The organism is Bremerella sp. TYQ1, assembly GCF_020150455.1.
GTDB lineage: Bacteria > Planctomycetota > Planctomycetia > Pirellulales > Pirellulaceae > Bremerella > Bremerella volcania_A.
In genome coordinates this window covers 3729595-3754761 of record NZ_CP083740.1, presented here as the reverse complement: position 1 = coordinate 3754761, position 25167 = coordinate 3729595, and the positions used below count along the sequence as shown (strand labels likewise).

19 protein-coding genes are annotated in these 25167 nt (G+C 55.6%); 6 read left to right on the top strand and 13 right to left on the bottom strand.

Annotated features, from left to right (window positions below):
* Positions 1 to 88: 88 nt before the first annotated feature.
* Entirely contained in the window at positions 89 to 676 is a 588-nt protein-coding gene (locus tag LA756_RS14910) for a phosphonate degradation HD-domain oxygenase (protein WP_224435513.1), read from the top strand.
* Between the two features lie 6 nt (positions 677 to 682).
* Here LA756_RS14910 and LA756_RS14905 read toward each other — a convergent pair whose 3' ends face one another.
* From LA756_RS14905 to LA756_RS14875, 7 genes are all read right to left on the bottom strand, one after another.
* On the bottom strand, positions 683 to 2626 hold the full coding sequence (locus tag LA756_RS14905; RefSeq protein ID WP_224435512.1) for a prolyl oligopeptidase family serine peptidase: 1944 nt from the start codon (positions 2624 to 2626) through the stop codon (positions 683 to 685).
* A 32-nt stretch (positions 2627 to 2658) separates the two neighbouring features.
* Positions 2659 to 3027 carry a DUF1801 domain-containing protein gene (locus tag LA756_RS14900; protein WP_224435511.1) on the bottom strand — a complete coding sequence of 123 codons (369 nt, stop codon included), beginning with the start codon at positions 3025 to 3027 and terminating at the stop codon, positions 2659 to 2661.
* A 26-nt stretch (positions 3028 to 3053) separates the two neighbouring features.
* On the bottom strand, positions 3054 to 4049 hold the full coding sequence (locus LA756_RS14895; RefSeq protein WP_224435510.1) for a DUF1080 domain-containing protein: 996 nt from the start codon (positions 4047 to 4049) through the stop codon (positions 3054 to 3056).
* A 122-nt stretch (positions 4050 to 4171) separates the two neighbouring features.
* Positions 4172 to 8581, bottom strand: coding sequence for a DEAD/DEAH box helicase (locus LA756_RS14890; protein WP_224435509.1), 4410 nt, complete (start codon positions 8579 to 8581; stop codon positions 4172 to 4174).
* Positions 8582 to 8674: 93 nt separating this feature from the next.
* On the bottom strand, positions 8675 to 9346 hold the full coding sequence (locus LA756_RS14885) for a DUF1080 domain-containing protein (RefSeq protein ID WP_224435508.1): 672 nt from the start codon (positions 9344 to 9346) through the stop codon (positions 8675 to 8677).
* 77 nt (positions 9347 to 9423) lie between these two features.
* A complete protein-coding gene (locus LA756_RS14880) occupies positions 9424 to 11397 on the bottom strand; it encodes a PAS domain-containing hybrid sensor histidine kinase/response regulator (RefSeq protein ID WP_224435507.1) in 1974 nt (657 codons plus the stop codon).
* Positions 11398 to 11595: 198 nt separating this feature from the next.
* Entirely contained in the window at positions 11596 to 13506 is a 1911-nt protein-coding gene (locus tag LA756_RS14875; protein ID WP_224435506.1) for a chloride channel protein, read from the bottom strand.
* 259 nt (positions 13507 to 13765) lie between these two features.
* Between LA756_RS14875 and LA756_RS14870 the strand changes: the two genes are divergently transcribed.
* On the top strand, positions 13766 to 14239 hold the full coding sequence (locus LA756_RS14870) for a hypothetical protein (RefSeq protein WP_224435505.1): 474 nt from the start codon (positions 13766 to 13768) through the stop codon (positions 14237 to 14239).
* Positions 14240 to 14431: 192 nt separating this feature from the next.
* A complete protein-coding gene (locus LA756_RS14865) occupies positions 14432 to 15253 on the top strand; it encodes a c-type cytochrome (protein WP_224435504.1) in 822 nt (273 codons plus the stop codon).
* Here LA756_RS14865 and ilvA read toward each other — a convergent pair.
* The 4 genes from ilvA to LA756_RS14845 all read right to left on the bottom strand — a co-directional run bounded on the left by ilvA (position 15250) and on the right by LA756_RS14845 (position 19112).
* Positions 15250 to 16839, bottom strand: a complete 1590-nt coding sequence (gene ilvA / locus LA756_RS14860; RefSeq protein WP_315858318.1) for a threonine ammonia-lyase, biosynthetic — start codon at positions 16837 to 16839, stop codon at positions 15250 to 15252. The genes LA756_RS14865 and ilvA overlap by 4 nt on opposite strands.
* 32 nt (positions 16840 to 16871) lie before the next feature.
* Positions 16872 to 17372 carry a hypothetical protein gene (locus LA756_RS14855; RefSeq protein ID WP_224435503.1) on the bottom strand — a complete coding sequence of 167 codons (501 nt, stop codon included), beginning with the start codon at positions 17370 to 17372 and terminating at the stop codon, positions 16872 to 16874.
* Positions 17369 to 18436 carry a bifunctional transcriptional activator/DNA repair enzyme AdaA gene (locus LA756_RS14850; RefSeq protein ID WP_224435502.1) on the bottom strand — a complete coding sequence of 356 codons (1068 nt, stop codon included), beginning with the start codon at positions 18434 to 18436 and terminating at the stop codon, positions 17369 to 17371. Before LA756_RS14850 ends, LA756_RS14855 begins: the two co-directional genes overlap by 4 nt.
* A 67-nt stretch (positions 18437 to 18503) precedes the next feature.
* On the bottom strand, positions 18504 to 19112 hold the full coding sequence (locus tag LA756_RS14845) for a hypothetical protein (protein WP_224435501.1): 609 nt from the start codon (positions 19110 to 19112) through the stop codon (positions 18504 to 18506).
* Between the two features lie 287 nt (positions 19113 to 19399).
* Here LA756_RS14845 and LA756_RS14840 point away from each other — a divergent pair, with 287 nt between their 5' ends.
* Positions 19400 to 19789 (top strand): GlsB/YeaQ/YmgE family stress response membrane protein, encoded by a 390-nt coding sequence (locus LA756_RS14840; RefSeq protein ID WP_224435500.1) that lies wholly within the window; start codon positions 19400 to 19402, stop codon positions 19787 to 19789.
* A gap of 148 nt (positions 19790 to 19937) precedes the next feature.
* Here the strand turns inward: LA756_RS14840 and LA756_RS14835 are convergent, their stop codons facing one another.
* A complete protein-coding gene (locus LA756_RS14835) occupies positions 19938 to 20276 on the bottom strand; it encodes a P-II family nitrogen regulator (protein ID WP_224435499.1) in 339 nt (112 codons plus the stop codon).
* A gap of 989 nt (positions 20277 to 21265) precedes the next feature.
* Between LA756_RS14835 and LA756_RS14830 the strand changes: the two genes are divergently transcribed.
* The gene (locus LA756_RS14830; protein WP_224435498.1) at positions 21266 to 21847 is read left to right on the top strand and encodes a thioredoxin family protein; all 582 of its coding nucleotides are present in this window, start codon (positions 21266 to 21268) and stop codon (positions 21845 to 21847) included.
* A 92-nt stretch (positions 21848 to 21939) separates the two neighbouring features.
* Positions 21940 to 22371: a SufE family protein gene (locus LA756_RS14825; RefSeq protein WP_224435497.1), complete on the top strand. Its 432-nt coding sequence runs from the start codon at positions 21940 to 21942 to the stop codon at positions 22369 to 22371.
* Positions 22372 to 22519: 148 nt separating this feature from the next.
* Here LA756_RS14825 and LA756_RS14820 read toward each other — a convergent pair whose 3' ends face one another.
* Positions 22520 to 24958, bottom strand: a complete 2439-nt coding sequence (locus LA756_RS14820) for a serine/threonine-protein kinase (RefSeq protein ID WP_224435496.1) — start codon at positions 24956 to 24958, stop codon at positions 22520 to 22522.
* Positions 24959 to 25167: the final 209 nt, after the last annotated feature.

Sequence of the window (25167 nt, the reverse complement as noted above, 5' to 3'; positions counted from 1 at the left end):
CTGGCAACCGCATGTTGACTGTGAGTCACGATGCGTGTATCCATAGTGCGTATCCAGCATCCCCCTCAAAACCTTGGTGGAGAACGCGGTGAGCGTACTAAGCGATTTGAAGAAGGGCGATTCGTCCGATGTCGTAGCAGCCATTCTCGAACTGTTTCGAACGCGAGGCGATTCCGAATATGGCAGCGAAGCAGTGACTCAATTAGAACACGCGCTTCAGGCCGCCACATTGGCTTTGGAAAGTAACGCGACGTCGGAGTTGATCTCGGCGGCACTGCTGCACGATGTTGGCCATCTGCTGCATGACTTGCCGGAGGATGCTCCGGAGCAAGGGATCGACGATCATCACGAGAACATTGGATTTCACTTTTTGAAGTCTTATTTTGGCCCAGAGACGTACGAGCCAGTTCGGATGCACGTCGATGCGAAACGGTATTTGTGTGCCGCGCGAGAAGGGTATCACGAAACGTTAAGCGAGCCGTCGCAGCTTAGCTTGCGGCTGCAAGGTGGACCCATGAACGCGGAAGAGGTGGTCCAGTTCGAGAGCAATCCCCACTATCAAGCGGCGATCGAGCTGCGGGGTTGGGACGATACGGCGAAAGACCCAGAGATGAAAACGCCGCCGCTGGAAGACTTCGAACCGCACTTGCGACGTGCGGTTCGAATGCCTTCGTAATCGCGATTATGGTTGCCAGGCTTCGTCGAAGAAGTCGGCTGCAACAACTTTGCCAGGCGCATTGCCGTCCGGGTCTTGGCGAATGTCGATCAACGCCCAGTCAGGCAGCTTGGGGTTCTGCAGACTGTTGGTCCGATCATGGTTTTCGCGGAACGTCGGACCACTGTTAAGAACCACATACTTCTGCTGATTGAGTGGGTTAGGGTAGATCATCAGCGGAACGTGGTTCGCGGCGTCGACTTGATGCTTGCCGAGCGAGATTTCTTTCTCGTCCCAGCTTAGTGGCAACTTGCCGATCGTTTTGCCGATCACCGAATTGCTTTCCGGCGTACCGAAACAAATCAGGTTGTAGTTTTGGATGTCTTCGTCGGTGACGTCTTTGTCGAGCTTCGTGCGAAGCTTACCGCGGAAGAGTGCTTGCCAACGATCGGCTAAGTGCTTCACCTCGAAATCAATCCAACGCTGAACCTGTTTGTTGGATGCTTTGCCGGATGGCAGAACGACCAAGAAAGGAGACATCAACGCGTCGTCGATGGGACCTTGCAGGCCTGGCGATTTGACGAGTTCGTCTGATGGCGTGTCGTTCAAGATGACTTGCCACTGGCCGTCTTTCTTCGAGAGGATGATAGCGTCTTGACCGTCGAGGGCGACATCGAACTCTTCGCCGTCGATCTCGATGTTGAACTTCTGGTGTGTACCGGGATCGATCTTCATTTTCGCGACGTTTCGCGTGACGATGTAAAGTTCGTCATCCGACTTCCACAAAGCCCCGACGCGGGAATCTTCCCAGTGACGCGTCAGTTCAAGCAGTTCGACCCAGTGCATCTTGCCGTAGCGAAGTGTCGGCGTTTGGATGGTGACGTTTTGGGGATATTCGGCTTGGCCTTCTTCGCGAGCCGCTTTGACCATGGCCAAGATTTGTTCGAGCGTTTCCGGAGCGTACTTGTGCCCCATCTTGGGACCGATCAGGTGGGTCAGCTTTTGGCCCTCCTTCTCGAATGCTTCTTCCATCACGCGTGCCGCTTGGATTTGCTTGTCGTTCTCGCCGCTGTAAGCAACCACGGGAAGATTGAACAAGTTGGTGGTGTAATTCGGAACGTCGTACACCTTCCAAAGCGTTTGTTCGTACGGAGCAGGGTAGTCTTCTTTTTTCAGTTTCTGATAACGCGCCGTTTCGGCAAAGCCGGCGCCGGGGCTCATGGCGACGAAGTCGTCGGCGTAGTGGGCACCGATGTGCCAGCATCCGGCGCCACCCATCGAGAAGCCCATCAGCACGATGCGACGATCGTCGATGTTGTACTGCTGTTTGACTGCTTCAATCGCATCGAGCACGTCAATTTCGCCAGCCGATTTGAAACCGATACATTGACGACCGAAAGGATGCAACACGATCGCATCGTCGGGCGAGATTTGCCCGGTCTTCGTGGAGCGCTCGTGAATGAAGTGCATATCGGTCGCTTTGTCGCCGCGGCCATGCAGCCAAATGTAGAGTGGCTGCGGTTTCGATAGATCAAGGTCTTTCGGAATCACCAGGCCGTACGGCTGCGAGCTGCCGTCGATACTGCTGGTGTACCCACGCACGACCAAGCCGGTTTGATCTTTCCAGGGCGTGTCCCCCTTGGCGAGGCTTTCGGCGCGGTTGCGAGCCATCGTCAGACAGGCCTGGGCCTTCTTGATGTCTCCTTCGCCGTAGAACTCGTTGTGCTTCAGCGCGAACTCGACCGCTTTGCGATAGACGTCGACATCGGCGAACAACGGATTGTCTTGGATCGGGGCCGAGAACTTTTCGACTTCCTCGATACGGTCTTGCAGGTTCTTCTTGGTCGGCTCCGGCAACTTGTAGTCGCTCTTGGCCGGCAAACGCCTGGGGATGGGCTTGATCGGATCTTGCGCGACTGTCAGCGACGCGAAGAGCAACAGGAGCGAAAGCGATATCGAAGCGCGAATCATGGCAGGTTGGCTCGCAGGTAAAAGGGAATGCATTATTTGTGTTGGCTGGCGTATTGGATCAGGCGGGTCAGCGACTCGGTGGGGATATCCAGCGGCGAGTCGAAGGGGACGTAGCGAATATGCGAAAGGTCTTCGCCTTGGAGCAAACCATCTTCGTCCGGCAGACGCGTGCCCCATTGGAACCCAAGCCGAACGTGGTCCGCTTTCGGTTGAATGAACGCGAAATAAAACGCATCGCGGTAGCCGATGATTCGCCAACCGGGATATGCTTTTTCACGCACGCCGGGGACGGTCTCTTTCAGCAACTTGCGAAGCGTTTCGGCCGAGTCACGAACCGAGAGGGGAAAGTCGGCAAGCAGGTCCTTGGGAGAGAAGACTCCTACCGGCCGACGTTTTCCCATGTCTCGAATTCCTGCGTGGGCGGAAGTTACTTCTTCACAACCCAGATGTTACGAAACACGACTGGGTTGCCGTGGCCTTGCAGATAGATGGCATCTGCTTCGGGGCCTTCTTTATGGCGGCCAGGCGTTTGGCTTGGCAGTTCCAAGTCTTTGTGAATCACGACACCGTTGTGCTTGATGGTGACACGAGCGTTGTCGGTCTTCTTGCCGTCAGCATCGTACTTTGCCGCGGTGAAGTCGACGTCGTAGGTTTGCCACGTGAGTGGCGGGAAGCACATGTTCACTTTTGGCTTGGAGACTTTATAGATGCCGCCGCATTCGTTGTCGGCGCCGGTCAGACCAAACGAATCGAGAACCTGGCATTCGTAACGGCTCTGGATGTACAGACCGCTGTTGCCGCGAGCCTGGCCGCGAGCGTCGGGCTTGAAGGGCGTACGGAATTCGAGGTGCAGCGTGTGATCGCCAAACTTCTCTTTCGATTCGCAGTCGGCCAGCAGAAGATCTTCCTGGACGATCTTGCCGTTGTTCCAACCATCGGCGCTGGTGCCGTCGAACAGAACGATAGCGCCTTCAGGAGCTTTCGCGCCAAGCGTTGGGCTTTTGCGAACGACCTTTTCGAGCGTGCCGATGTTGTTGCCACCTTCGCCGACGACATTGATTGCGCCGTCGGAAAGCGTAGCGACGAAGCCTTCGCCTTTGAACTCGATGGAGTCGCCGTTGGCTTTCGCTTTGGCTTTGAGCAGTTCGTCGTAGTTACCGCCGGAGTAGCCTTCGCCGGGCAGACCGCCTGGGTAGGTGACGGCTTCAAATTCGTCGTTGCCGAGGGCGATCACTTGAACGCCATACTTCACTTCGGCACCGTCGACGTTGACTTTGCCAACGTATTCGCCTTGAAGCTTATAGGAAGCAGGGGCTTCTTCAGGCGTAGTGTAGGTCTTCGAATCGTCGGCGGCGAAAGCGGCCAACGGAGCGGCGACAGCCAACAAGGCGGCCAAGATTGTGTGTGCAAGGGGACGCTGCATGATGAACTCCCAGCAGTTGGTCAGGGGGTGAAAGAACAAGGAGAGGGACGTTCCATTGTGGTTTGCCGTGAGGCGAGATGCAACCATCCTCAAGAATCACACCAGGGAAGGTTCTAAACGCATTAACCGGCGGTCGATCGGCGTCGGGGGAAACCAATCGGAATGGTTTGCGGAGGTAAGCGGCGACCGGCGTGCAGGGCCCTGGTCATTTCCATTTGATCGTTCGGGCTAACGGGACGCAAAAACTCAATTTCGCCTCCACGTTTTATGGCAATGACTTGACCGTTTTGCCAGATGATGGCGTTGGTGTGAATGGCCGGCACTTTGGTGTCGTCGGTCATCACACCGGCCAGGTTCAGCGGATCGGTCCCGCTCACGGCAACCCAGGGATCGTCCGGGGCGGCATCGCGAAGCTTTCGCAGCGCGTAGATGGCTTGTTCGGTACCATATTGTTCGCCCCCGGCATTCTTCACGAAGCGTCCCCCCCGCAGTTCGCCACGACGTTCCATCCGCCGCAGCATCGGAACGAGTTGAGCCCAGGAGGGGGCCGCCGATTCACGATGCAACAGATCGCGAAAGATAACGCCGTAACGCGCGACCAATTGCAGGCACCAGTTGTGGAGGTAATCTTCCGACGAAACTTCTTCGACAATGCCAGGGAAAAGAGACCATCGCCCGGCCCGCGCGGTGGCGTTGCTCTTGCGTCGGCTGCGCGACTTCTTCGTCCCGCTATCGTCAACGATCTTGCGGACCGCACTGAAGCTATCGCATGTCACCAGGCCGAGTGCGGCCAGTTCTCGTAGCGCTTCGTCCAAATGCGTAGGCATCAATTTCGTCAGCACTCGGATATCTTGATGGAACAATGCCCCCCTCGACGTCAACGCTTCGAGCACGTCTTGAGCATTGCCCCGCGCGAGAGCTTCGGCCGATTGCCGTACATCCGGAATGAGCCAACCTAGGTTCTCGCGACTGACGATCGCCATCGGGACGGTGCGGCGCAGCGACGCCATGCTGGGGCCTTCTTCGGCGTCTCCGTGCGGTGGTCGCAAGCGTCCCCAAATGAGTTCACCGGAGGTTAGCTGTTCGTCGAGCCAGTCAGGGTCGTAATCGTCGAGACGAGCCGCAAGCAGGCTGCGTTCCCAACTTCCGGCCGAAGCTTCGAAGCCTTGCAGCAACTTCATGACGGCATTCAAACCGCGGGCACCGGAGGCTTTGGTTTCTCGCTGTAGGTTTTGATGCCGCACAAGAAACCGCAGGAAGACGTCGCGTTCGACCGGTTGAATTTGTTGCCGTAAGCCATTGACCGTCAAGCGATGAATGCGAGCGAGCAAACGGCGGTCGCACCACTGCAGGTCTCCTTCATGCGAAGAGCCTTCGGTGGAGTAGTGCCCTCGCAAGATGACCCCTTCCGCTTCGACCGCTTCGCAGGCAGCGTGCACGCTAGAAGGTTTCAGACCCCAAGTTTGGGCAAGCTCTTCGGTCGAGAACGGACCGAGGCAGGGGGCCGCACTGCGAATCAGTTCGACCCAGGCTTGATGCGATTCCAGTTCTTTAGCGACACCTTCGGGAACGTCAACCGAGGGCTGGGCAGTCCCGCCAGGAAGCGCGGCTTGGATGACGGGAAGGGTTTCTGTAGCGGTCCAAAGGGGTTCGTGACCGTCGCGGATATAGGCGGTGGCGCGGCCTTGTTTGACGAGGCGGTCGAAGAGGCTCTTCCATTCCTGCCCCTGGGACGCTGGTAGCGCGATCATGGAGCTGAGCACGTCGTGCAGCTCGTCCGGATCGCGAGCGGTTGGCCAGGCCTCGCGACGGACCGTGGCGATCGCTTCAGGGGAGAGCTGGCCCAGCTCTTTCATTTCGTTGGGGGCCAGCGTGCGACGCGTGCTGACGGCACGCGTACGGCGGTCTTCGAGCCCGGCCGGGTCGAGGAACGAGTAAGGATTCGCGTTGATTCGTTCGTGAGCAAAGGGGGAAGGCTCTCGCGTTTGTCGAGCGACGAACTGGACTTCGCCCGCTTCGACGGCGCGGAGTAAGTCCTTCCAGCGTTCGACGTCCATCCCTTCGGTCAGGCAATCGTGCAGGGTCTGCTGAACCAATGGATGGTCGGGATACTTGATGTCTTCGTTGTGGTTTTCAAGGCAGCCGACTTGATCGGGGAATGCGGCCGCTAAGAGGTCGTCAGAGCGGAAGCGAACCATGTGGGGCGGAACCTTCTTGCCACCCATGAAACGCAGAATGGCAAGTGCTCTGGTCGCGTTCCACCGCCAGCGAATGCCGAACATGGGAAACGCGAGCAAAGCTTGTTCGAGCAGGGCCTGACCGTTGGTCGAGTTCAACATTTTGAACATGTCTTCCAACGGGAAACTGTGCTGCGGGCCAAGCGATAAGACAAGGCCGTCGTCGTCAGCGCTGGCTTGCAATTCAAAGTCGAAAGATCGGCAGAATCGTTTGCGGAACGCGAGTCCCCAGGCGCGATTGATCCGCGTACCGAGCGGGGCATGGACCACTAGCTGCATGCTGCCGGCTTCGTCAAAGAAGCGTTCAAAGACGATCTTCTTTTGTGTAGGGACTAAGCCCATGGCCGCGTGCTGGGCGGCTACGTAGCGAACGGCCTGAAGTGCTGCCCAAGGGGTCGCGTGACATTCGGCTTGAATCCAACGGACGATCTCGACATCGATTTGATCGAATGACGACTCCAATAGATCGCCATCTTGCGATTGGATTTTGAATCGGTCTCGAGTGGGATCGTTGGCGGAAGCGACCACTTTGTCGGCGATCTCTTCCCGAAGATCGGCAACTTCCTGGGAGAGTTCGATCGTGCGTCCGGGCGATTCACCAAACCAGAAAGGTACACTGGGAGGTTGCCCCTGGGCATCCTGAACGATGACGTCGCTACCGCGAATGGCGAGCACGCGCCAGGAGGTATTCCCAAGCAGGAAAACGTCGCCTGCTTTACTGTCGACGGCGAAATGTTCGTCGACCGTCCCGACGACCTGATTTTCAGGATCGGTCAACACGCGGTAGATCGGCATGTCGGGGATTGCCCCGCCGGAAGTGGTGGCGCTGATGCGTGCCCCACGCCGTGGTCGCAGCTTGCCATTGATCCGATCACGATGAAGATGAGCTCCCGTCTTGATCGAACGAGTTACCCCTTCGTTCACCATTTCCAGAACATCTTGATACTTCTGGAACGTGAGGTCGCGATACGGCCAGGCGCGTTTGAATCGCTCGTATAGCTCCGCTTCATCTTGCTCTTCCGCCGAGACCTCCGCGACGATCTGTTGAGCGAGGATATCGAGCGGGGCAACGGGGATTTCGATCCGATCGAGGTGCCCCTTATCGACACTGCGCATCAGCGCGAGGCATTCGATCAATTCGTCACGCGTGAGCGGAAACAACCGGCCTTTGGGAGTGCCATGCAGCGAGTGTCCAGAGCGACCGACACGTTGCAGGAAGTTGGCAATGCTGCGAGCCGAACCGATCTGGACAACCAAATCGATGTAGCCGATATCGATCCCCATTTCGAGCGAAGCGGTCGCGACAATCGCCTTCAGTTTGCCTTCCTTCAGGCGCTGTTCGGCGGAGTGGCGGATCTCTTTGGCGAGACTGCCGTGGTGACTGGTGATGACTTCGTCGCCGAGAACTTCCGTCAGCCGGTGGGCGACACGTTCGGCCATGCGGCGTGTGTTGACGAAGACCAGTGTGCTGTGATGCGACTGAATCAGCTTAACGAGTTCGTCGTAAACTTCGCCCCATTGTTCGTTGGAACAAACCGCTTCCAGTGGCGAAGCAGGCACGGTCACTTCAAGGTCCAACTCTCGCTTGTGGCCGCCGTCGACGATCGCACAATCTGGCACGTTATTTTCGTCGACACGCTGAGCACCGACTAAGAAGCAAGCAATTTCCTCAATCGGTTTTTGGGTGGCGGAAAGGCCAATGCGTGTCGGTGGTTCGATCGCGAGGGCTTCCATCCGTTCAAGCGTGATCGACAAGTGCGAGCCACGTTTGTCGCGAGCCAATGCATGGATTTCGTCGACGATAACGGTGTCGACATGACGCAGCGTTTTGCGACTGCGATCGGCCGTTAGCATCAGGTAAAGCGATTCCGGCGTGGTCACCAAGATATGGGGAGGCCGCCGCGTCATCGCTTGCCGCTGCGAAGGAGGCGTATCGCCGGTTCGGACGGCCGTCCGAATTTGGGGAGGCAGCATGCCCATGCTCTCGGCCATCTCACAGATCTCCATGAGTGGCGTGTCGAGATTGCGATGGATGTCGTTGCTGAGCGCTTTGAGGGGAGAGACGTAGACAACGTAGGTGGTGTCGAGCAGTTTTCCGGCCAGCCAGCGGCGAAAGAGCCGGTCCAAGCAAACCATGAACGCGGCGAGTGTTTTACCAGACCCCGTGGGGGCGGCAATCAGTGTACAGCGTCCTTCGGCAATGGAAGGCCAGCCGGCGTTCTGAGCGTCGGTAGGCTCGCCAAACCGCTTGGTAAACCAGGCCTGGACAACGGGATGAAAAAGCTCGAGCGACATGCCCGGCCATTATATCGTACTGTACGGATGTGCATAGAGAGAAGTTTTGCGGTTGGCCGATTGCCGGCTTCCGCGCGACCATTGATGAGCCGTTTAAAGCTTCTCCAGCTCCAAATTCCGCAGGGCCGCTCCGGTGTTCCAGGTACCGATACCTAGCGGTTTAGTAGTGTCTTGTTCGATCCAGATAGAGAGTTTTCGGCCTTCAGGGTTGTAATGGATGATCTCTTCGCCATCGAGCCAAACTTGAACATGCTTGGGCTTCACGCTGAGGCGGATTTTGTACCACTTGTCGTTTTCAAATTCGGTGTACCCGGTCGTTTCGTTTTCGACGGCGGACATGCCGTCGATGCTCGTGACGCCGGTAACGCCACCTCCCCAGCCGCCGATGATCAGCGTTTGGTGGGCTTCGCCAACGGGAAACGTAAGTCCGCAGAAGAAGTCGGACCCTTCCACACGCATCGCCTCTAGGCGAATTTCGTAATTCATCTTGGGGGGATTGCCTTGCAGGACGATCCCAGTCGCCGGGTCACCTTTGGCGAGGAAGATCTGGCCATCCTTGACGGTCACTTCGCCATGATCTGCGTAGAAGCCTTTGTCGTTCAGCTTCCACCCTTTGAGTGATTTGCCGTCGAACAGCTTTTGGACTTTGGGCTTGTCGGCGTCTGGCTTTTGAGGCTCTGGCTTGGCGGTCTCTTTTTCGTCGCCATGTAGCGAAGCGACAGGAAGCAAGAGCAGGCTACACAGCAGCAGGGAATGGCGAAGCATGGGAAGACCTCTGGTTCGATGGCGAGATTCGTACGATCCGATTCTCGCACGAGCCGAGGCAGATGGCAACGGCTACGTTAGCTGGTAGCGGCGGCATGTTGGGCGAGTTGCCCGTAGCGATGAACGATATCCACCAGCGCCGCTCGTTTGATCGGCTTGGTGAAGTAGTCATCGCAGCCGGCGTCCAAGCAACGCTGTCGATCGCCGCTGAGGGCATGTGCGGTCACCGCGAGGATCGGTTTTTGAAAGCCGTTATCGCGCAACATGCGGGTTGCTTCGTATCCGTCCATCACCGGCATCTGCATGTCCATCAGGATGACATCGACGCGGGGGTCTCGATCGAGCCCGGTGTTGGCCGTATCGCGTCGATTGGCACTGATCCATTGAACCGCTTCCAGCCCATTTTCTTTTAAAACGACCGACGCACCAGCTTTCTCCAGGAAGGCCTTTAAGATGACCTGATTGTCATGGCCATCTTCGACGAGCAATACCTGGTAACCATCGAGACGTGGCAGCTTCGGCTTTTCGTTGGTGTTGTCTTCGCGAATACGCTCTTGAAAGGAAGTGGTGGGAACTTCTACTGGGATACGTAGCAGAAACGAAGTGCCGAAATCGACTTCGCTTTCGACATCGATCGAACCACCCAGGATATCGGCGAGTCGGCGGCAGATGGAAAGCCCAAGGCCTGATCCCGAGTGGCTGCGCGACGTGGAATTGTCTCCCTGGTTAAATGGCTCGAAGATAGTTTCGAGACGACTCGGAGGAATGCCAATGCCGGTATCACGAATGATGAACTGAAGCGTTGGAGTCGGAACTTGAAGCAAGCTGGCATCCACGCTGACTTCGCCGGCCGGCGTAAACTTAATGGCGTTCTCGACCAGGCGGGCCAAGATCTGCCGTGTTCGTGTGGCGTCGGCGTAAATCGTCGCAGGCGAATCGTTTGGCCAATGGATGTGTAGCTTGAGTCCTTTTTCGACCGCTTTCTGGCGATAGATTTCATTCGTGTCACGCAAGATCGCATCGAGCGACGTCTTGGCCAGCTTAGCCGAAGGACGCGCTCCTTCGATGCACGAAAGCTCGAGAATGTCGTCCAGCAAGTGCATCAGCTGATGACAGTTCTTGCGGATAGAATCGAGCGAATCGGTCGCGGTTGGTTCGGACGAAAAGTCTTGCAGTAGTTCCGCGTTGCCTAAAATAGCATTAAGCGGCGTCCGCAAGTTATGGCTCATGTTGGTCAGGAATTCGTTCTTTGCATGGATTGCCGATTGAGCCAAATCGGTTGCTTTAGAAAGCTGAAGCTCCGCTTCTTTCTTCGGAGTGATATCAACCGCGGCTCCGAGAATACGGGAATGGTTGAGCGCCGTTGATTGTTGCTGACCACTGAGCGTGAACCAGCGATAGACGCCGTCCTGTCGTCGAATACGGCACTCGATTTCAAACCGTCCCGAGTTTTCTAGAAGGTGCTGCCGTATCTTGTGCGCGACTTGGGGGCGATCCTCTTCATGAATTTGATTTAGCCATGCATCGACATTCCGAGGAAGTTGATCGGTCGCTAAGCCGAGCATTTTCTGGAATTGTTTCGAGAGATAAACGAAATCGATGCAGTCGTCCCACCACCACAGGCCTACGTTTCCTTCTGCGACGGCGACACGGTACCACGTTTCGTGCAGGCGAAGGTTTTGGCGAATCTGGGCTTCATCAATCAGGCGAGTCAGTGTTGCCTGGATGGTATCGGTTTCGAATTCTTCCCACGCCAATACACAAGGGGAATGCTTGTCTTGGTTTGTGTCTTGGACGTAGACGTTCAGGCATCCGCACGACAACGCCGCCGATTGGCAAGGATCGGGAAGATAGGGATCGTTGGTGTCGTCCGGGCTTGTTCCCCAGATGCACAGACCGATCGATTCGTGAACCAGTTCCGCCCAGCGGTTGGGTTCAACGTGAACGATCTGCCGAGGCGAAACACCACAGGCGTGCAAACGCGACTGAATCTTTGCCGATTCATGCGCGCGCGCAACGATCGCGATTTGAATTTTCTCTGGCTCCATCATCGATCTGCCCCCACGACCTGACGAGGTCGTGAATCAATGTGAGTTAATAAGTTCCGTACTCTGAGGAGAGTGTTCCCTTCGAGAGATACTCAACCGTACGTTACGATAACCGCTATGTCACACTTTTGGGGGTAATCTAACCGAGGCGAATGACGACGGTAGCGGTTGTGCGGCTTTTGACGTGGTCGCTCAGGCCTGTTAGTTCTTCAGAAGCTCTTCGCGGTAACGTGCCATTACGTCGGCGCGAATGAGTAGCCCGATCAAGACGCGCTTGCCGCCGGTGGTGATTTCGACCGGCAACGTATCGACGTCCCGGGAGCCGAAGTCACGTAATGCTTCCAGCAGGTTTTCGTCTGGCGAAACCGCAATCGGCGACACCATCGCGATATCGTGCGCGTTGACTAAGTAAGGAGAGATGTCGGTGTCGAGCACGCGGTGAAGGTCTTCCGGACGAATGATGCCGTGCAGACTGCCATCGGCATCCATCACCGGAAGGCTTTCGATGTGCGGGTTTTCGCGAGCGATCTTGATGATCTGCATCAAGTTATCGGTGTAGCTGACGGTGGGGAACTTGCGGACCATCACGTCACGAACGGCAATGCCTTCAATGTGGTGCAAGTCGTGGCTTCGGGCGATCGACTCGCCACGTCGCGAGAGCTTCTTCTCGTAGATGCTCTCAGGATCGACCCATCGGGCAATCAAGCTCGAGATGCCGGCAGCGGCCATGATCGGCAAAATAATGCGGTAGTCATCGGTTAATTCATAAACCACAACAATGGCGCTTAATGTCCCGTGCGTTGTTCCTGCGACGACGGCTCCCATACCTACCAGCGCATAGGCGCCTGGGTGATCGCACCACTCCGGCGCAATCAGGTTTAACGCCAACCCAATAACGGCGCCAGTTGTTGAACCAATAAAGAGGCTAGGCGCAAAGATACCGCCAGAGCCACCGCCTGCCAGGCAAGCACTTGTCAGAAATGGCTTGACGAGCACCAGCGGAAGAAGCCAGACCAAGTGCTGCCACATTTCATCACGCGACAGCCGGACATTTTCGTGATGAGCATCTTCTTTGTCGAGGTCGGCGTCGGTAATCTTCTGCGCGTTTTCCAGGTGCAAAGTATGGCTGATCGCGGCATACCCGGTGCCGTAAAGGACCGGAATCGGATGGCTTCGATCGATATCTTGCTGAGCGGCGACGGACTGTTCGGGAGCAACAGGGTACACCATGTAATAACTGGTACCGATCACACCGAGCAGCAAGCCGCAGGCAATCGAACGAACCCAGTGCTTCGGAATCCAATACTCCGATTTATCTTCAAACCAATACAGCAGCTTCGTGAAGCCAACCGCCATCAACCCGCAGACGATCCCCAGGAAGATGTACGAAGGAAGTTCGTGATAGGCACCGTCAAACTTGTGTTCGATATGGGGGAACTCTGGGGCGAAGCCATGGTCTCCCTGGTTTTGCTGTACGACGTTTGCCAAGACGGCGGCAATCACAATCGCCGAAAGGCTTTCCACGGCGAAGTTGCCGAGGATGATTTCGCTGGCGAAGATCACCCCGGCAATCGGCGCGTGAAATGTCGCCGAGATACCAGCTGCTGCTCCGGCGGCTGCCAAAACTTTGATGTTCCGCGCTGAAAGCTGAAAGACTTGCGCGGCCGTACTGCCAAATGCCGCCCCGATTTGAACAATAGGGCCTTCGCGACCGATGGAACTTCCGGTCCCAATGCAGAGACCGCTCGCCAGTAGTTTGACAATTGCCACCGGAGGACGAATGACGCCATCTTTCCGGGCAATTGCTTTCACCACTTCAGGGACGCCGTGCCCGACCGCTTCGGGGTAGTACTTTCGCGTATACCACGAAACGATGACCAAACCGACGACAGGGCAAAGCACCAAGCCAACGAGCCCCAGCCAATTGTGCTGGGCAAATTCCATGCAGGGCCGAATGGTGATGCGCTCGATCCATTGGATCATCAGCGAAAGAAATATCGAGCTATACCCGGCCAGAATGCCAACGATACCTGCCAGCACAATGGTTAGTGGCTGCGCAGGAATGGTCCCACGTTTCAAATGCAAGGCCAGCCAGTCTTGAACCGGCGCCATCCACCCACGAACCCGAGACCAAGGCATAGCACTCGCTGGGGAAAACAACCCCCGGACTCGACCCCGGAGGGAACCAAATTGGCAAGGAAAGCGCTTTAGGGTATCAGGGATGCGGGTTCGGTTAAAGGGTGCCATATCTCACAGAGCGGCCGCTAATTCACCGCGAATTCAACTTTCCTACATGAAATGCCAGCCGAGCAAGGGGATAAATCGGGATTACCTTCGGTCGAAAAATTCTTTGCATGGAAAGGCTAAAGTAATGAACGCAGAAGACCTGCGGAAAATCATTGGCGCGTCGCAAGAGCCGGTTGAGTACGCTCCAGTCGCGATGTTGCTGAAAACCGGCTATGCCTGCTTTGGGCATTACAACCACAAGCTGAACGAAGACCTCGGAGAGACGCTTGTCGTACTGAACGCTCAGCTAATGGACTTGAAGGCCGAAGCACATCGCAGTCGGCCAGCCGCGGAGGACTTTCGGGAATTCCTATTAGAAATCGTTGGCGCGTACGACTCGGAAGAGCAAGACGATTTGCCGACTCGCGAGTTCCTCGGCAAGTCGATCCCTTTGGTGGCGATTCCGTTGGAAGAGATCGCGATCGTTTACCCCGTCGCGCAAATCGTTGCCATGTTGCAGCGAGTCAGCCCCGAGAAGCGGGAAGAAGGAGCGACGCCGGCTCTGTTCGATTTCAATCGCAGCGAGATCCTGAACGTGTTGCGAATGAAGCTTTGGTAAACCGACACGCATATTTGTCTCTCAAAAGTGTCGAGCGGCCGGGGCCAACGTCCGGCCGCTTTTCATTCGCGGGCACTTGTATTGCGCAATTGATCCCGTAGTGTGATTCATTTCACCGATCGGCAGCCGAGGAATAGAAAGGATAAGGGAACCTTCCCGACGATTCCTTCCCTTGCGACCCAAAGAATGTCGATGCGACGTATCTACCTGTTTCTGTTGAATGCCTTGGCGGTATTGTTATGTGTGGTTTCGATTGTTCGTGCCGAAGAGAAACTCACACCGCCGAACGACTATCCCGCTGGCCCCTTGGGCGAGGTCGTTCGTCTGGGCGAAACGTTGGTAATGGAAACGAAGGATCATCCATTGAGCAAGCCGTTTGTCGGCAATCAGTTGAACTGCACTTCGTGTCATTTAGATGGCGGTAAGCACCCCGCGGCTGGAAGCTTTCTGCAAACAGCGGCGGCCTATCCGGCCTGGTCGCCGCGCGAGAAACGTGTCATCACGTTAGAAGATCGTGTGCTGAACTGTTTCATGCGAAGCCAGAACGGTATTCGTCCCCCTAACGGCAGCGAGCCGTCCGTCGCGATCACGGCTTATATCACTTGGCTTTCCACCGGCAGCAAGATCGCCATGAACGAAGAGAAGCCACTCGGGCCCAATCATGTGCCGCCGTTGGAATACGACTGGAGCAAAGCCAGCAGCGAGCGGGGCAAGCTACTGTACGAAAATCATTGCCTCGATTGCCACGGCGAAGCAGGGGAAGGGACTGCCGACGGGCCGCCGGTTTGGGGGCCGAAGTCGTTTAACGATGGAGCCGGTCTAAGCCGCATTGAAAAGATGGCTTCGTGGCTGAAAGTAGGCATGCCGCTGGACGATCCTTATCTGACCGCTGAGCAAGCCGCCGACTTGGCAGCCTATATCAACAGCCACGAACGCCCCCACTTTAAATTAGAAGAGCATCTTCCGGCGAAGGACCGACTCGGCGAATACAACTCGGCGGTGAAATCGCCTTAGGCGAGGAATAACCGGTAAACAGGGTTCTCGGTTTCTTCCACATACGAGTAAGCCACGCTATCGATGAAATCTTGAAACTCGGTCGTCGCGTCGCTGGGAATTTGTAGGCCGACGAGAATTCGCCCGTAGTCGGCCCCTTGATTGCGATAGTGGAACAAGCTGATATTCCAGTCGCTCGGCATCGCCGATAGGAAACGCATCAGCGCCCCAGGGCGTTCCGGAAAGACGAAGCGGTAAAGATGCTCACTCGCAGCAAGTTCGCTCCGGCCTCCGACTAAATGCCGGACGTGTAGCTTCGAGAGTTCGTCGTCGGTCAAGTCCAGCGTATCGAAACCATTGGATCGCAATTCGTCCGCAATTCGTTTTGCTTCTTCGCGGTTGCTGACGGCGAGACCAACAAAAACATGGGCATTGCTGGAATCTGAAATCCGATAGTTGAACTCGGTTACCGCGCGTGGCCCGATCAGTTCGCACAGTCGCTTAAAACTGCCGCGCTGTTCTGGAATGGTGACGGCGAACAATGCTTCTCGTTCTTCACCCACTTCGGCACGTTCTGCCACAAAGCGAAGGCGATCGAAGTTCATATTCGCCCCGCACGTGATCGCTACCAAGGTATCACCGAGCAAGTGATGTTTGGCCGCGTACTGCTTCAAACCAGCCACGCTGAGTGCCCCGGCAGGTTCTAAGATGCTTCGAGTATCTTCAAACACATCCTTGATCGCCGCACACACGGCGTCGGTATCGACGACAACGAAGTCATCTACCAATGCCTTCGTGACGCGAAAGGTTTCTTCGCCGACTTGCTTGACTGCAGTGCCATCAGAGAATAGTCCGACGTCAGGAAGCTGAATTCGTTTGCCTTGTTTGACGCTGCGAACCATGGCGTCGGAGTCGTTCGTCTGAACGCCGATCACTTTGATGTCTGGGCGGACTGCTTTGATGTAGGCGGCCACCCCCGAGATCATCCCGCCGCCGCCGATGGCTACGAAGATAGCGTGAATCGGTTTTTGGTGTTGCCGCAAGATCTCCATCGCGATCGTGCCTTGCCCGGCAATTACGTCGGGGTCGTCGAACGGATGGACGAACGTCATTTCGTTGGTGCTGCTCAGTTCGTTCGCGTGTTGGTAAGCGTCGGTGAAGCTTTCGCCATGCAGCACCACATTCCCACCGAGTGCTTTGACCGCTTCGATCTTCAGCTTTGGCGTCGTCTTCGGCATGACGATCGTGGCAGTGCAGCCGAGATGACTTGCCGACAGGGCGACCCCCTGAGCATGATTGCCGGCCGAAGCACAAATGACGCCTCGCTGAAGTTGCTCCGGCGAAAGCTGGGCCATCTTGTTGAATGCCCCACGAAGCTTGAAGCTGAACACCTTCTGACTATCTTCTCGCTTCAGCCAGACGTTGTTCTGCAGTCTCTTGGAAAGCTTCTCGGCACGTTCCAATGCCGACTCGTGAGCGACATCGTAGACTTGGGCATTGAGGATCTTACGCAGGTAATCCATCAGCCCGAGATGCGTACCATCTCCGACAAGACCACGCATGGCAGGCACCGAGGGACCAGACTTCGATTTAGGCGTTTCATTCATTCCTTTATTGGAAGCGAAGAACGCCTGGGGGTCTAGGGCTCTGTTGGGCGAGCGTGAACCCGATCGAGCAGAACCAGGCAAAACTCAGGAGCAAACGTAAACTCGTTTCGAGTCACGATGATCAAAGGAAGCCCATTCCGGAACTCGATCTCAATTCCCTCAAGGGCGTCCAAGACTTGCTCGGGAGAGGAATCGGCAAGGATCGAATTGCGGCGAAACATAGGATAAACCGCATCGATTTCATGGATCGGCCAACTCTTTACATTACGAAACCAAAATCCCTTGGCGCGGATGGTCTCTTCGTTGACTTCCACCCAGTGGTAGTCTCTCGATAGTTGGCGAATGATCAACAAGCTTAATGCGACATACGGAATCGCAATAAGATTCGGCAAGGGTGTGAAGAAAATGGTGATCGACCACAGCGCCGTCCCCGAAAGATAAGCGGCAAAGAGCAGCGGGTTCCAAACAATGTTGGAAAAAAAGACAGCCCAGCGTTTCTCGCAGCGAACAATCGGGTTAGGTGGGGTGTTCATCGGCGGGAACTTAGTACCTTTCGTTCGTGCTCCAGGAGCCACTTCTTTCGCCAAAGTCCGCCGGCATACCCGCACAAGTGACCATCGCTTCGGACGACACGATGACATGGAATAACGATCGCGAATCGGTTATCACCGTTGGTACGTCCCACGGCACGCGAAGCGGTCGGTCGCCCCAGCATTTCGGCAAGTTTACTGTACGAACACGTTACGGCAAACGGGATCTTCCGCAGCTGCTGCCAGACCGATTCCTGAAAATGCGTTCCGTCCATTCGTAGTGGCAAGTCGAAGGATGTTCGTGTTCCATCAAAGTACTCAGCCACTTGATTGGCCGTTTGTGCGAGCACCGCATGGCTGCCCGGCAAGATGGGTTGGCGATAAAGCTTGCCAATCCGCTCGAACTGTTTCGGCAGCATCTTGCGGTCGGCAAATTCTAACAGGCAAAGTCCAGCGTCGTTCCCTGCGGCAAGCATGGGACCGAGCGGAGTAAGAATGCGATCGACAAGAATCGGTTCGCCTGACTTGGCATCGGTTGGCGTTTGCCCGGTCCATTTCCGCAGGCTATCGCGGAAGCCACTTAACGACTCGAATCCGCTATCGAGTGCCGTGGACGTGACATCCAATCCCGTTTGCAGCATATCGACGGCCAAGCCAATCCGGCGCGTCCGCAGGTAAGCGTGGAATGTCATCCGATGATGCTGTTGGAACCACCTGCGAACACGGATCGGAGATAGGCCCATCGCTTCCAGATCGGCATTCGTCCAGCGGCGTGTGGGATCTTGTTCCAGTGCTTCGGTTAACTGCTCGAGCCAATCGGGGACGCTCCCGGCAAATTCCGTTGGGCGGCAGCGTTTGCAAGGGCGATACCCTGCGGCAATCGCTTCTTGGGCGTTGGCAAAGAATTCGACGTTCTCTCGTTTGGGAGTTTTCGCCTTACAACCGGGCCGACAAAATATGCCGGTTGTCTTTACCGCGAAAACGAAGAGGCCCTCCATTTCGACGTTGCGGTCGACGATGGCCTGATACATGACGTGCGGGTCGGGGAGTGAAATGGTAGCGTTCATGCCATCACTATAGGAGCACTCGGCCCGACCTGGCGACCGAAAAAGGAACAAGCAATTCGGAAAGCTGCTAGTTCAAGATTTCGGTGGTTTGACGAACGATCTCCGAGATCTCCTCTTTGGAAAGGTGAGGTGCCAGCGTGCGATTTACTTTCAAGCCATCGTCGTTCCACATCATGACTTGAATTCTTGCTTGGGGGGATAATCCGTAGCCGGCAGGTCCTGACTCGCCATCGAAGACGGTCATCGGCGTGTTCTCAATATGTTGAGCCACTTGAACACGTTGTAGTTCTGGCTTCACCTTCTCGGTATCTTTCCCAACAACGACCATGAAAGCGGAGAGCTTTTTGTCGCTATGTTCGGCCACTTTCTGATCGAACTGCTGAACAAGACTCGTCACGGAATCATTCACTTCGCGGGCAAAGATCACCACGGTCGGTTTGCCGCTGTACTTGCAGCGATAGCAAAGGATTTCACCAGCGGCAGGCCCCGTGACGTCTTCTACCTGAAACGCCCCCGGTTGTTGGCCGATTTGCAACGAAACCAACTGATGAGGACGCGCGTCGGACGCCAGCGAGCTATCGGAATCGGCAGAAAACTCGGGGGCTTCAAATTTCGCACATCCGAGGGCGAGCGTTGAACAGACCGACAACGCGAACATGGGGATAAGGGTTCGCATAAGACACCTCCGCGAAGATATCAAGCAATCGCAAGAATAGAGCGGATCCATCCGGGGATTCCGCCAACGGTGCGTAGCTGAGAAACGAACTTCCCGTCGCACACATCCGCTTCATTATAACTTCCGAGAAGTTTTTGCCACGAACTGGGACACGATCCAACGAACGTTTTCCGGAACGATTCACACAATCGGCAAATTTTTGAGCGTCAGCTGACGACACCTAATTTAATGTCGGCTTTTCGCAGGGAATTCATCCCGGTTTGCTAGCACAGTTAAGGTAGGCGGTTATGGGTGACGAGGCGCTACAGGTATCGGAACAGTTTGAAGCGTGGGCCAATTTGTTTTTGACTTGGGTAGGTTTCGGCACGCTCACCGGGCTGTTTGCCAAAGCGATTATGCCAGGTCGAGATCCTGGCGGACCGATTGCTACATTGGCCATGGGAATTGGCGGATCGGTGATCGGCTGTGGAATGCTGTCGCTGTTCTTTGAAGGCTACAAAGTCTCGCCGTTAAGTCCGATTGGGTTTGTCGTTGCGACCGGCGGGGCTTTTTTGATTCTGTTTTTCTACCGATTACTTTCGGGGCATGTCATCGACGAAAGTCAGCCAGCTCCACGCAGAATGCGGCTGTATTCGACGCGCCGCCGATCGAGCCGTTCGACGGTCGATCATTACTAAAGCCTGTCGATGAACTTTGCTTTCGCTGCAAGCGTAAAAAAAGCCGCTCCAAGATAGGAGTCGGCTTTTCGAGTATTTCTTAGGTGGTGCCTGATGGCCGGTGCGCGGGGGCGATCAGGCACATCGCGGCATTGCCGCAAAGTCGATCTTAGATAGCGGACGATCCAGTTTCCGCCGTGCGAATGCGGATGGCATCGTTCAGTTCGGAGATGAAGATCTTCCCATCGCCGATTTGGCCCGACTGTGCTTTCTGGATAATCGTGTCAACGATTTCCTGGCACTGTTCGTCGGTGCAGACGATTTCGATCTTGATCTTAGGAACGAAATCAATCGAGTACTCCGCACCACGATAGGTCTCCGTCTGTCCTTTTTGACGTCCAAATCCCTGGACTTCCGTAGCGGTCATACCACCAAACCCTTTGGTTACCAGGGCTTCCTTGATTTCGTCCAACTTGTGGTGGCGGACGACGGCTTCAATCTTCTTCATTAATGCATACTCCAACAAACTGACGTGACGTTATTTGGACAGGTCTGGACGTGGTGCTCGTTTCAAAGCGGAGCCATGCACCCAACAAGGCGGAGAGCAAGTGCATGATGAGCGGGCGACCTAATTTGTCCTTCGCCCCGCTTGTTTGCAACCGTTATGCCAATTGAACCGACAGGATGCTGCGACTTCTTGTAACTGGCAGTATAGCAATTGCTTACGTCAATTAAAGTTTTCCGCATTTTCGCCGTGTAGACCCCCATCTGCAAGACAAATCAGCAGTAAGAGGGGCACCTGCCTAAGATGGTGACAGGAAAAAGTTTTGCAGAATACGCTTTCGCGCATAAAAATAGCCGAGGTTAAGGAGGCAAAACCTCCTCAACCTCGACTACCGTTCGCGGCAGCCCCACTGCACGCGAACAACACCCCATCATGCTTCCACACTGTTCGGGTCAGATCACTTGGATTTGATCTGCGTTGCTTGTTCGGTTGGAAAGCGAATCGATCGAGCTTGTCCCCACCCCTGATGACACTCCTTATCACAGAAGTGCGGGGCAAGCAGCTTATGCTTTACCGCAGAGCAGAGTTCCGAGGTACACGATCCTTCGCGACCGGTTCCGAATCTGCTTGCGATTCGCTTTCGCCCTACATTAGATGCATTCGGTGTGCCAATTCTGCTGCGGGCGAAGAAAACGCGACAAAAACGGCTCATTTCCCGGTTTTCGGGCAGGAAAGTGCCTGTAGTTTTTTTGACCGCCCCTAATCTGCCAGCGAAGAAGTGCCTAAAATGCACGCAGCTGCTGCCTCATAAGGCATCGACGCGATGTCGAGACTGCGGGTAACCGTGGTTCTACCGGCTGATTGTCATGTAACATGGGCGATAAGAGCGTAGACCACCTGATTTTTGGGGTACTGATCCCAAATAGTCCTTCCGGTTTTCGGCAAACTACGCGCAAACTTTTGCAACACTTTCCGCATACTTCAGGCAAACTATGTCACTCGATTGGTCCACCCTCTATTCCGGTGCTCTTTCTTACGAAGACTTCCTCGCCAAGTACGGTAACGAGAACCAGCAACAGCGCTGGGCTGCGAAGCGAAGCACGCTTTCTCTAAGCGATGCTCAAAAATCGCTGCTGGGTAGTTTTACCCGCAAGATGCATGTTCTTTGTCTGGCCGGAGCATGGTGCGGCGACTGCGTCGATCAGTGCCCCATGTTTCAGTTGATCGAAGAAGCTTCCGAGAACATCGAGATTCGCTTTGTCGATCGTGACGACGCATCGGACGAGCTGAAAGAAGCGATCAAAGTGTGTGGGGGCAATCGTGTTCCTGTAGTTGTGTTCCTGAACGAAGACGATCAAGTTACCGGCATGTACGGCGACCGGACTTTGGCCAAGTATCGTCAGATGGTCGAAAACCTGACAGGCGCTGCGTGCAGCACTGGTATCGCTTTGGGGACCGAGGGGCAAATGGATCCGCTGACCAGCAGCGTGTTGGCGGAATGGATCGACCAGTTCGAGCGAAATCAGTGGATTTGTCGCACGTCGACCCGCCTCCGCGAAAAGCATGGCGACTAGAATAGATTGGCAAGGAGCAGCCTGAGCGGTTGACGGAGCTCAGGCTTTTGCGGTCCCTCCTTCGGGAAGAACTTCAGTAAGAAAGGCAAACGTTGAACGAACCGCCAGCATTAACTGCGGAAGAACTGATCGATGACTTCGAGTTCGCGGAAACCAAAGAAGAACGGCTCAAGTTGATCATCGAACTGGGGCGTGAGCTTCCCGACATGCCGGAAGAACTGCATCGCGAGGAATTCAAAGTGCAGGGCTGCCAAAGTCAGGTTTGGCTCGTGCCGGAAGTGGTGGAAGAAGGTTCGGCCAAGAAGATCGTCTTTCAGGCCGACAGCGACGCCCACATCGTCAAAGGGCTAGTCGGTATCTTAGTGATGCTGCTTTCGGGAAAGAGCCCGCAAGAGATTCTCGACTTCGATCTGCGAGGGCTGTTCGATAAGTTGAAGCTCGAGAATCACCTGGTTCCGGCTCGCTCGAACGGTTTGCATTCGATGGTTCGCAAGATCCACGAGATTGCTGTGAGCGTTCGTTAGCAGGCGAGGGGATTGGTGGGGTGAAGCGTCTATTTGATTTTGAACCCACACCCTAGCCCTCTCCCTTGGGAAGGGAGACGGGACAAGAGTTTTGTTGCCATGCCCACGAAGACGTGAGTATGGCACCGGGTGAGTCAGCTGTCGGCTTCTAGTGTGCGGGCTTGTTGCGGTCGTCTTCGTGGATGACCATTTCAATCAGCTCGTCGGCGGGGATATGTTGATCCCACCAATTCTTGGCGTCTTGTTGTGTCCAGGGGAAGTCCTCGATCATCTTCTCGACTTCCTGGATCACTTCCTCGGCGGACTGGGGTCGGTCCTTCGGGTCTTTCGCCAGGCAGCGCGAAATCAAGTCTTGCAGGGCATCAGGAACGATTCGATCCGAGGCTTCTTTGATGGAAGGAATCGGCTTGGTCACGATCTGAACAAGCACATCGACGGCACTGGCCGCGTTGTAGATCGTTTGCCCTGTCAGCATGAAATAGGCGGTCGCTCCGAGAGCATAGATATCAACCCGGGGATCGGCTTGGGTCGGGTTTTTGACACGCTCCGGAGGAATGTACATCGGCGTGCCGCTAATCTCCGTGGTGTTGGTGACCAGCGTTGTGCCGGCATCGGCGGATAGATTCTTGACGAGACCAAAGTCGAGCACCTTCGCAACGTCGAACTCGCCCCCGACGCGGCAAAGCATGATATTCAACGGTTTGATGTCGCGGTGAATGAGTCCGCTATCGTGAGCTTCTCGCAGCGACGCAGCCACTTGCCGCATGACCCACAGAACCCTGGCCACCGATTGCCAGCCATATTGCCGAACGAGCACCTCCAGCGTGATGCCGTCCAAGTATTCCATCGCATAATAGAAAACGTCGTTCGGGGTCTTTCCGTAGTCGTAAATCTCGACCGTATTCGGGTGTTTCAAACGACTGGAAAGCTGCACCTCACGCTCGAATCGTATGAGCAGCTGCGGATCGGTTTGCTCTGGGCGAAGCAGCTTCACGGCGGTGGGGCGTTTCAGCATCTGGTGCTTGGCAAGATAGACCTGACCCATGCCTCCTTCGCCCACTTTGCGAAGCAGTTCGTAGGCACCGACAACGGTATGCTCGCCGATGGTGCGTCTCATCTGGACCAAGGAGTTCGCCGCGTAATAGGCGAGCCCTGCGAAACCGGCGACCAATACCAGCAAGGAAATCTGGGCAATGGAAATGTAGGTATAAGGACGAAATGCTTCATGCGTCTGTGTTTCGTAAGCGACGCCGAAGTTGTAATCGTCGAGCCACTGCCAGGCTCCGATGGTGTTACGGCCAAGGTAGTTGCCGTAAGGGTCCATGATTAGCCCAGAGCTGTTGCCGGTACCGCGCGAGTTGATTGCTTCTTCGACAAGTTGCGTGAAACGCGAGTCGGCCCTGCCTGGCGGATGATGCCGCGCGTGAGGTGGCTGAATGACCAGGTTGGCGCGGGAAGGGGTTCCTTCCGGCAGAATTCCGTGGCGCCACAAATCTTCGGTGAAACGGCTTTCGGTCAGCATGCGACCATTTTCATCGAAGGCGTATGCTTCGCCGGTCGCCCCAGTTCGGGCACTGGTAAGCGAACGGGTAAAATTGCCGACCGAGAAATAGCCCAAACTGAGCACGGCCGACGGAAGTGGCCCTTGGTCTTTGATCGGCGTGTAAACCCATGTCAGCGTTAAGTCTGGGTTGGTTTCGTCGAGTTCGCTTTCCTGCTGGGGACGCATCGGAGGAATGAAACCGGTGCGGCCCATAACCGTATCGGAGATGACTCGCGCATGGCGATTGCCGGGCAGTTGGGTGCCGATGATCGATTCTTCGGTCGCCGCGAGGATTACTCCGGTTGGCGAGGCGACGAAGTAGACCCCTTCGTCATCGATGATCTTGGGAACCGAACCTGAGGAGCCTAACGTTTCGTTCTGTCTAAGAGGGTCGTTCGAGTCGACAAACCGTTGGGCATCTTCCTTGTCGCGGTTGAACTCTGGCAGGCGATCGCGGAAAACTTGCAGCTCTTCCTGAATGCTTTCGTGGGAGTAGTCTTTGCCAAGTTTGGCCTGTTTCTCAGCCATGCTGAAAATGGCATCGCGGATTTCAGGATCGGTAGCGACCACTTGCAAGTGATCTTTTCGGGTCTCGATCCACATGGTGAGCGCTTGCACGTCGGCGGCAAGCAGCGCCGTGAATTCCTGTTCGCGGATTTTGCGTAGCTCGTTCCATACCAGGTAACGTGAGCCGATGCCGAGCAAAATGATCAGCACGACCAGCGAGACAATCGCCACGGTGCGGTAAAGCTTCGAGGCCCAGACACGCACCAGCATGTTGGTTCCGGGAATGAACCGGGTCGTTGCTTGCTTGGGATGCAGCGAATGTTGAGAGGGGGCATCGGGGATATGCGTCGCGGTGACGTCCAGCTGCTGCGGGACCAGCGTGCCGAGACGCTGCGGTTGGAGCCGCTGTTCGACAAGTTCCCGCAATGCGATATCAGTGCCGCAGGTATCTTCGAGAAATGCTTCGCGAGCCGCTCCCTGGCGTCGTCGTGCTTCCGCGGCGATCTTCTGAACAACTTCGGGATCTGGCTGAGTCATGGGCTTCGTGCGTCAAGTCAGGCAAGTGGCAGTTGCCCCTATCGTAATGGCAAGCGAAAGCGAAAGGACCAGCATGACGAAAAAAAATAGCGTCGGCAAACGATGCCGATTTCGTGCTGTGGTTGCCGTTACGTGCGGAATGTTCGATGTCGGCACGAAAAAAGCGACTCCCCGGGGGAAGTCGCTTTCTTGTTCAGTGGCATGGTCTG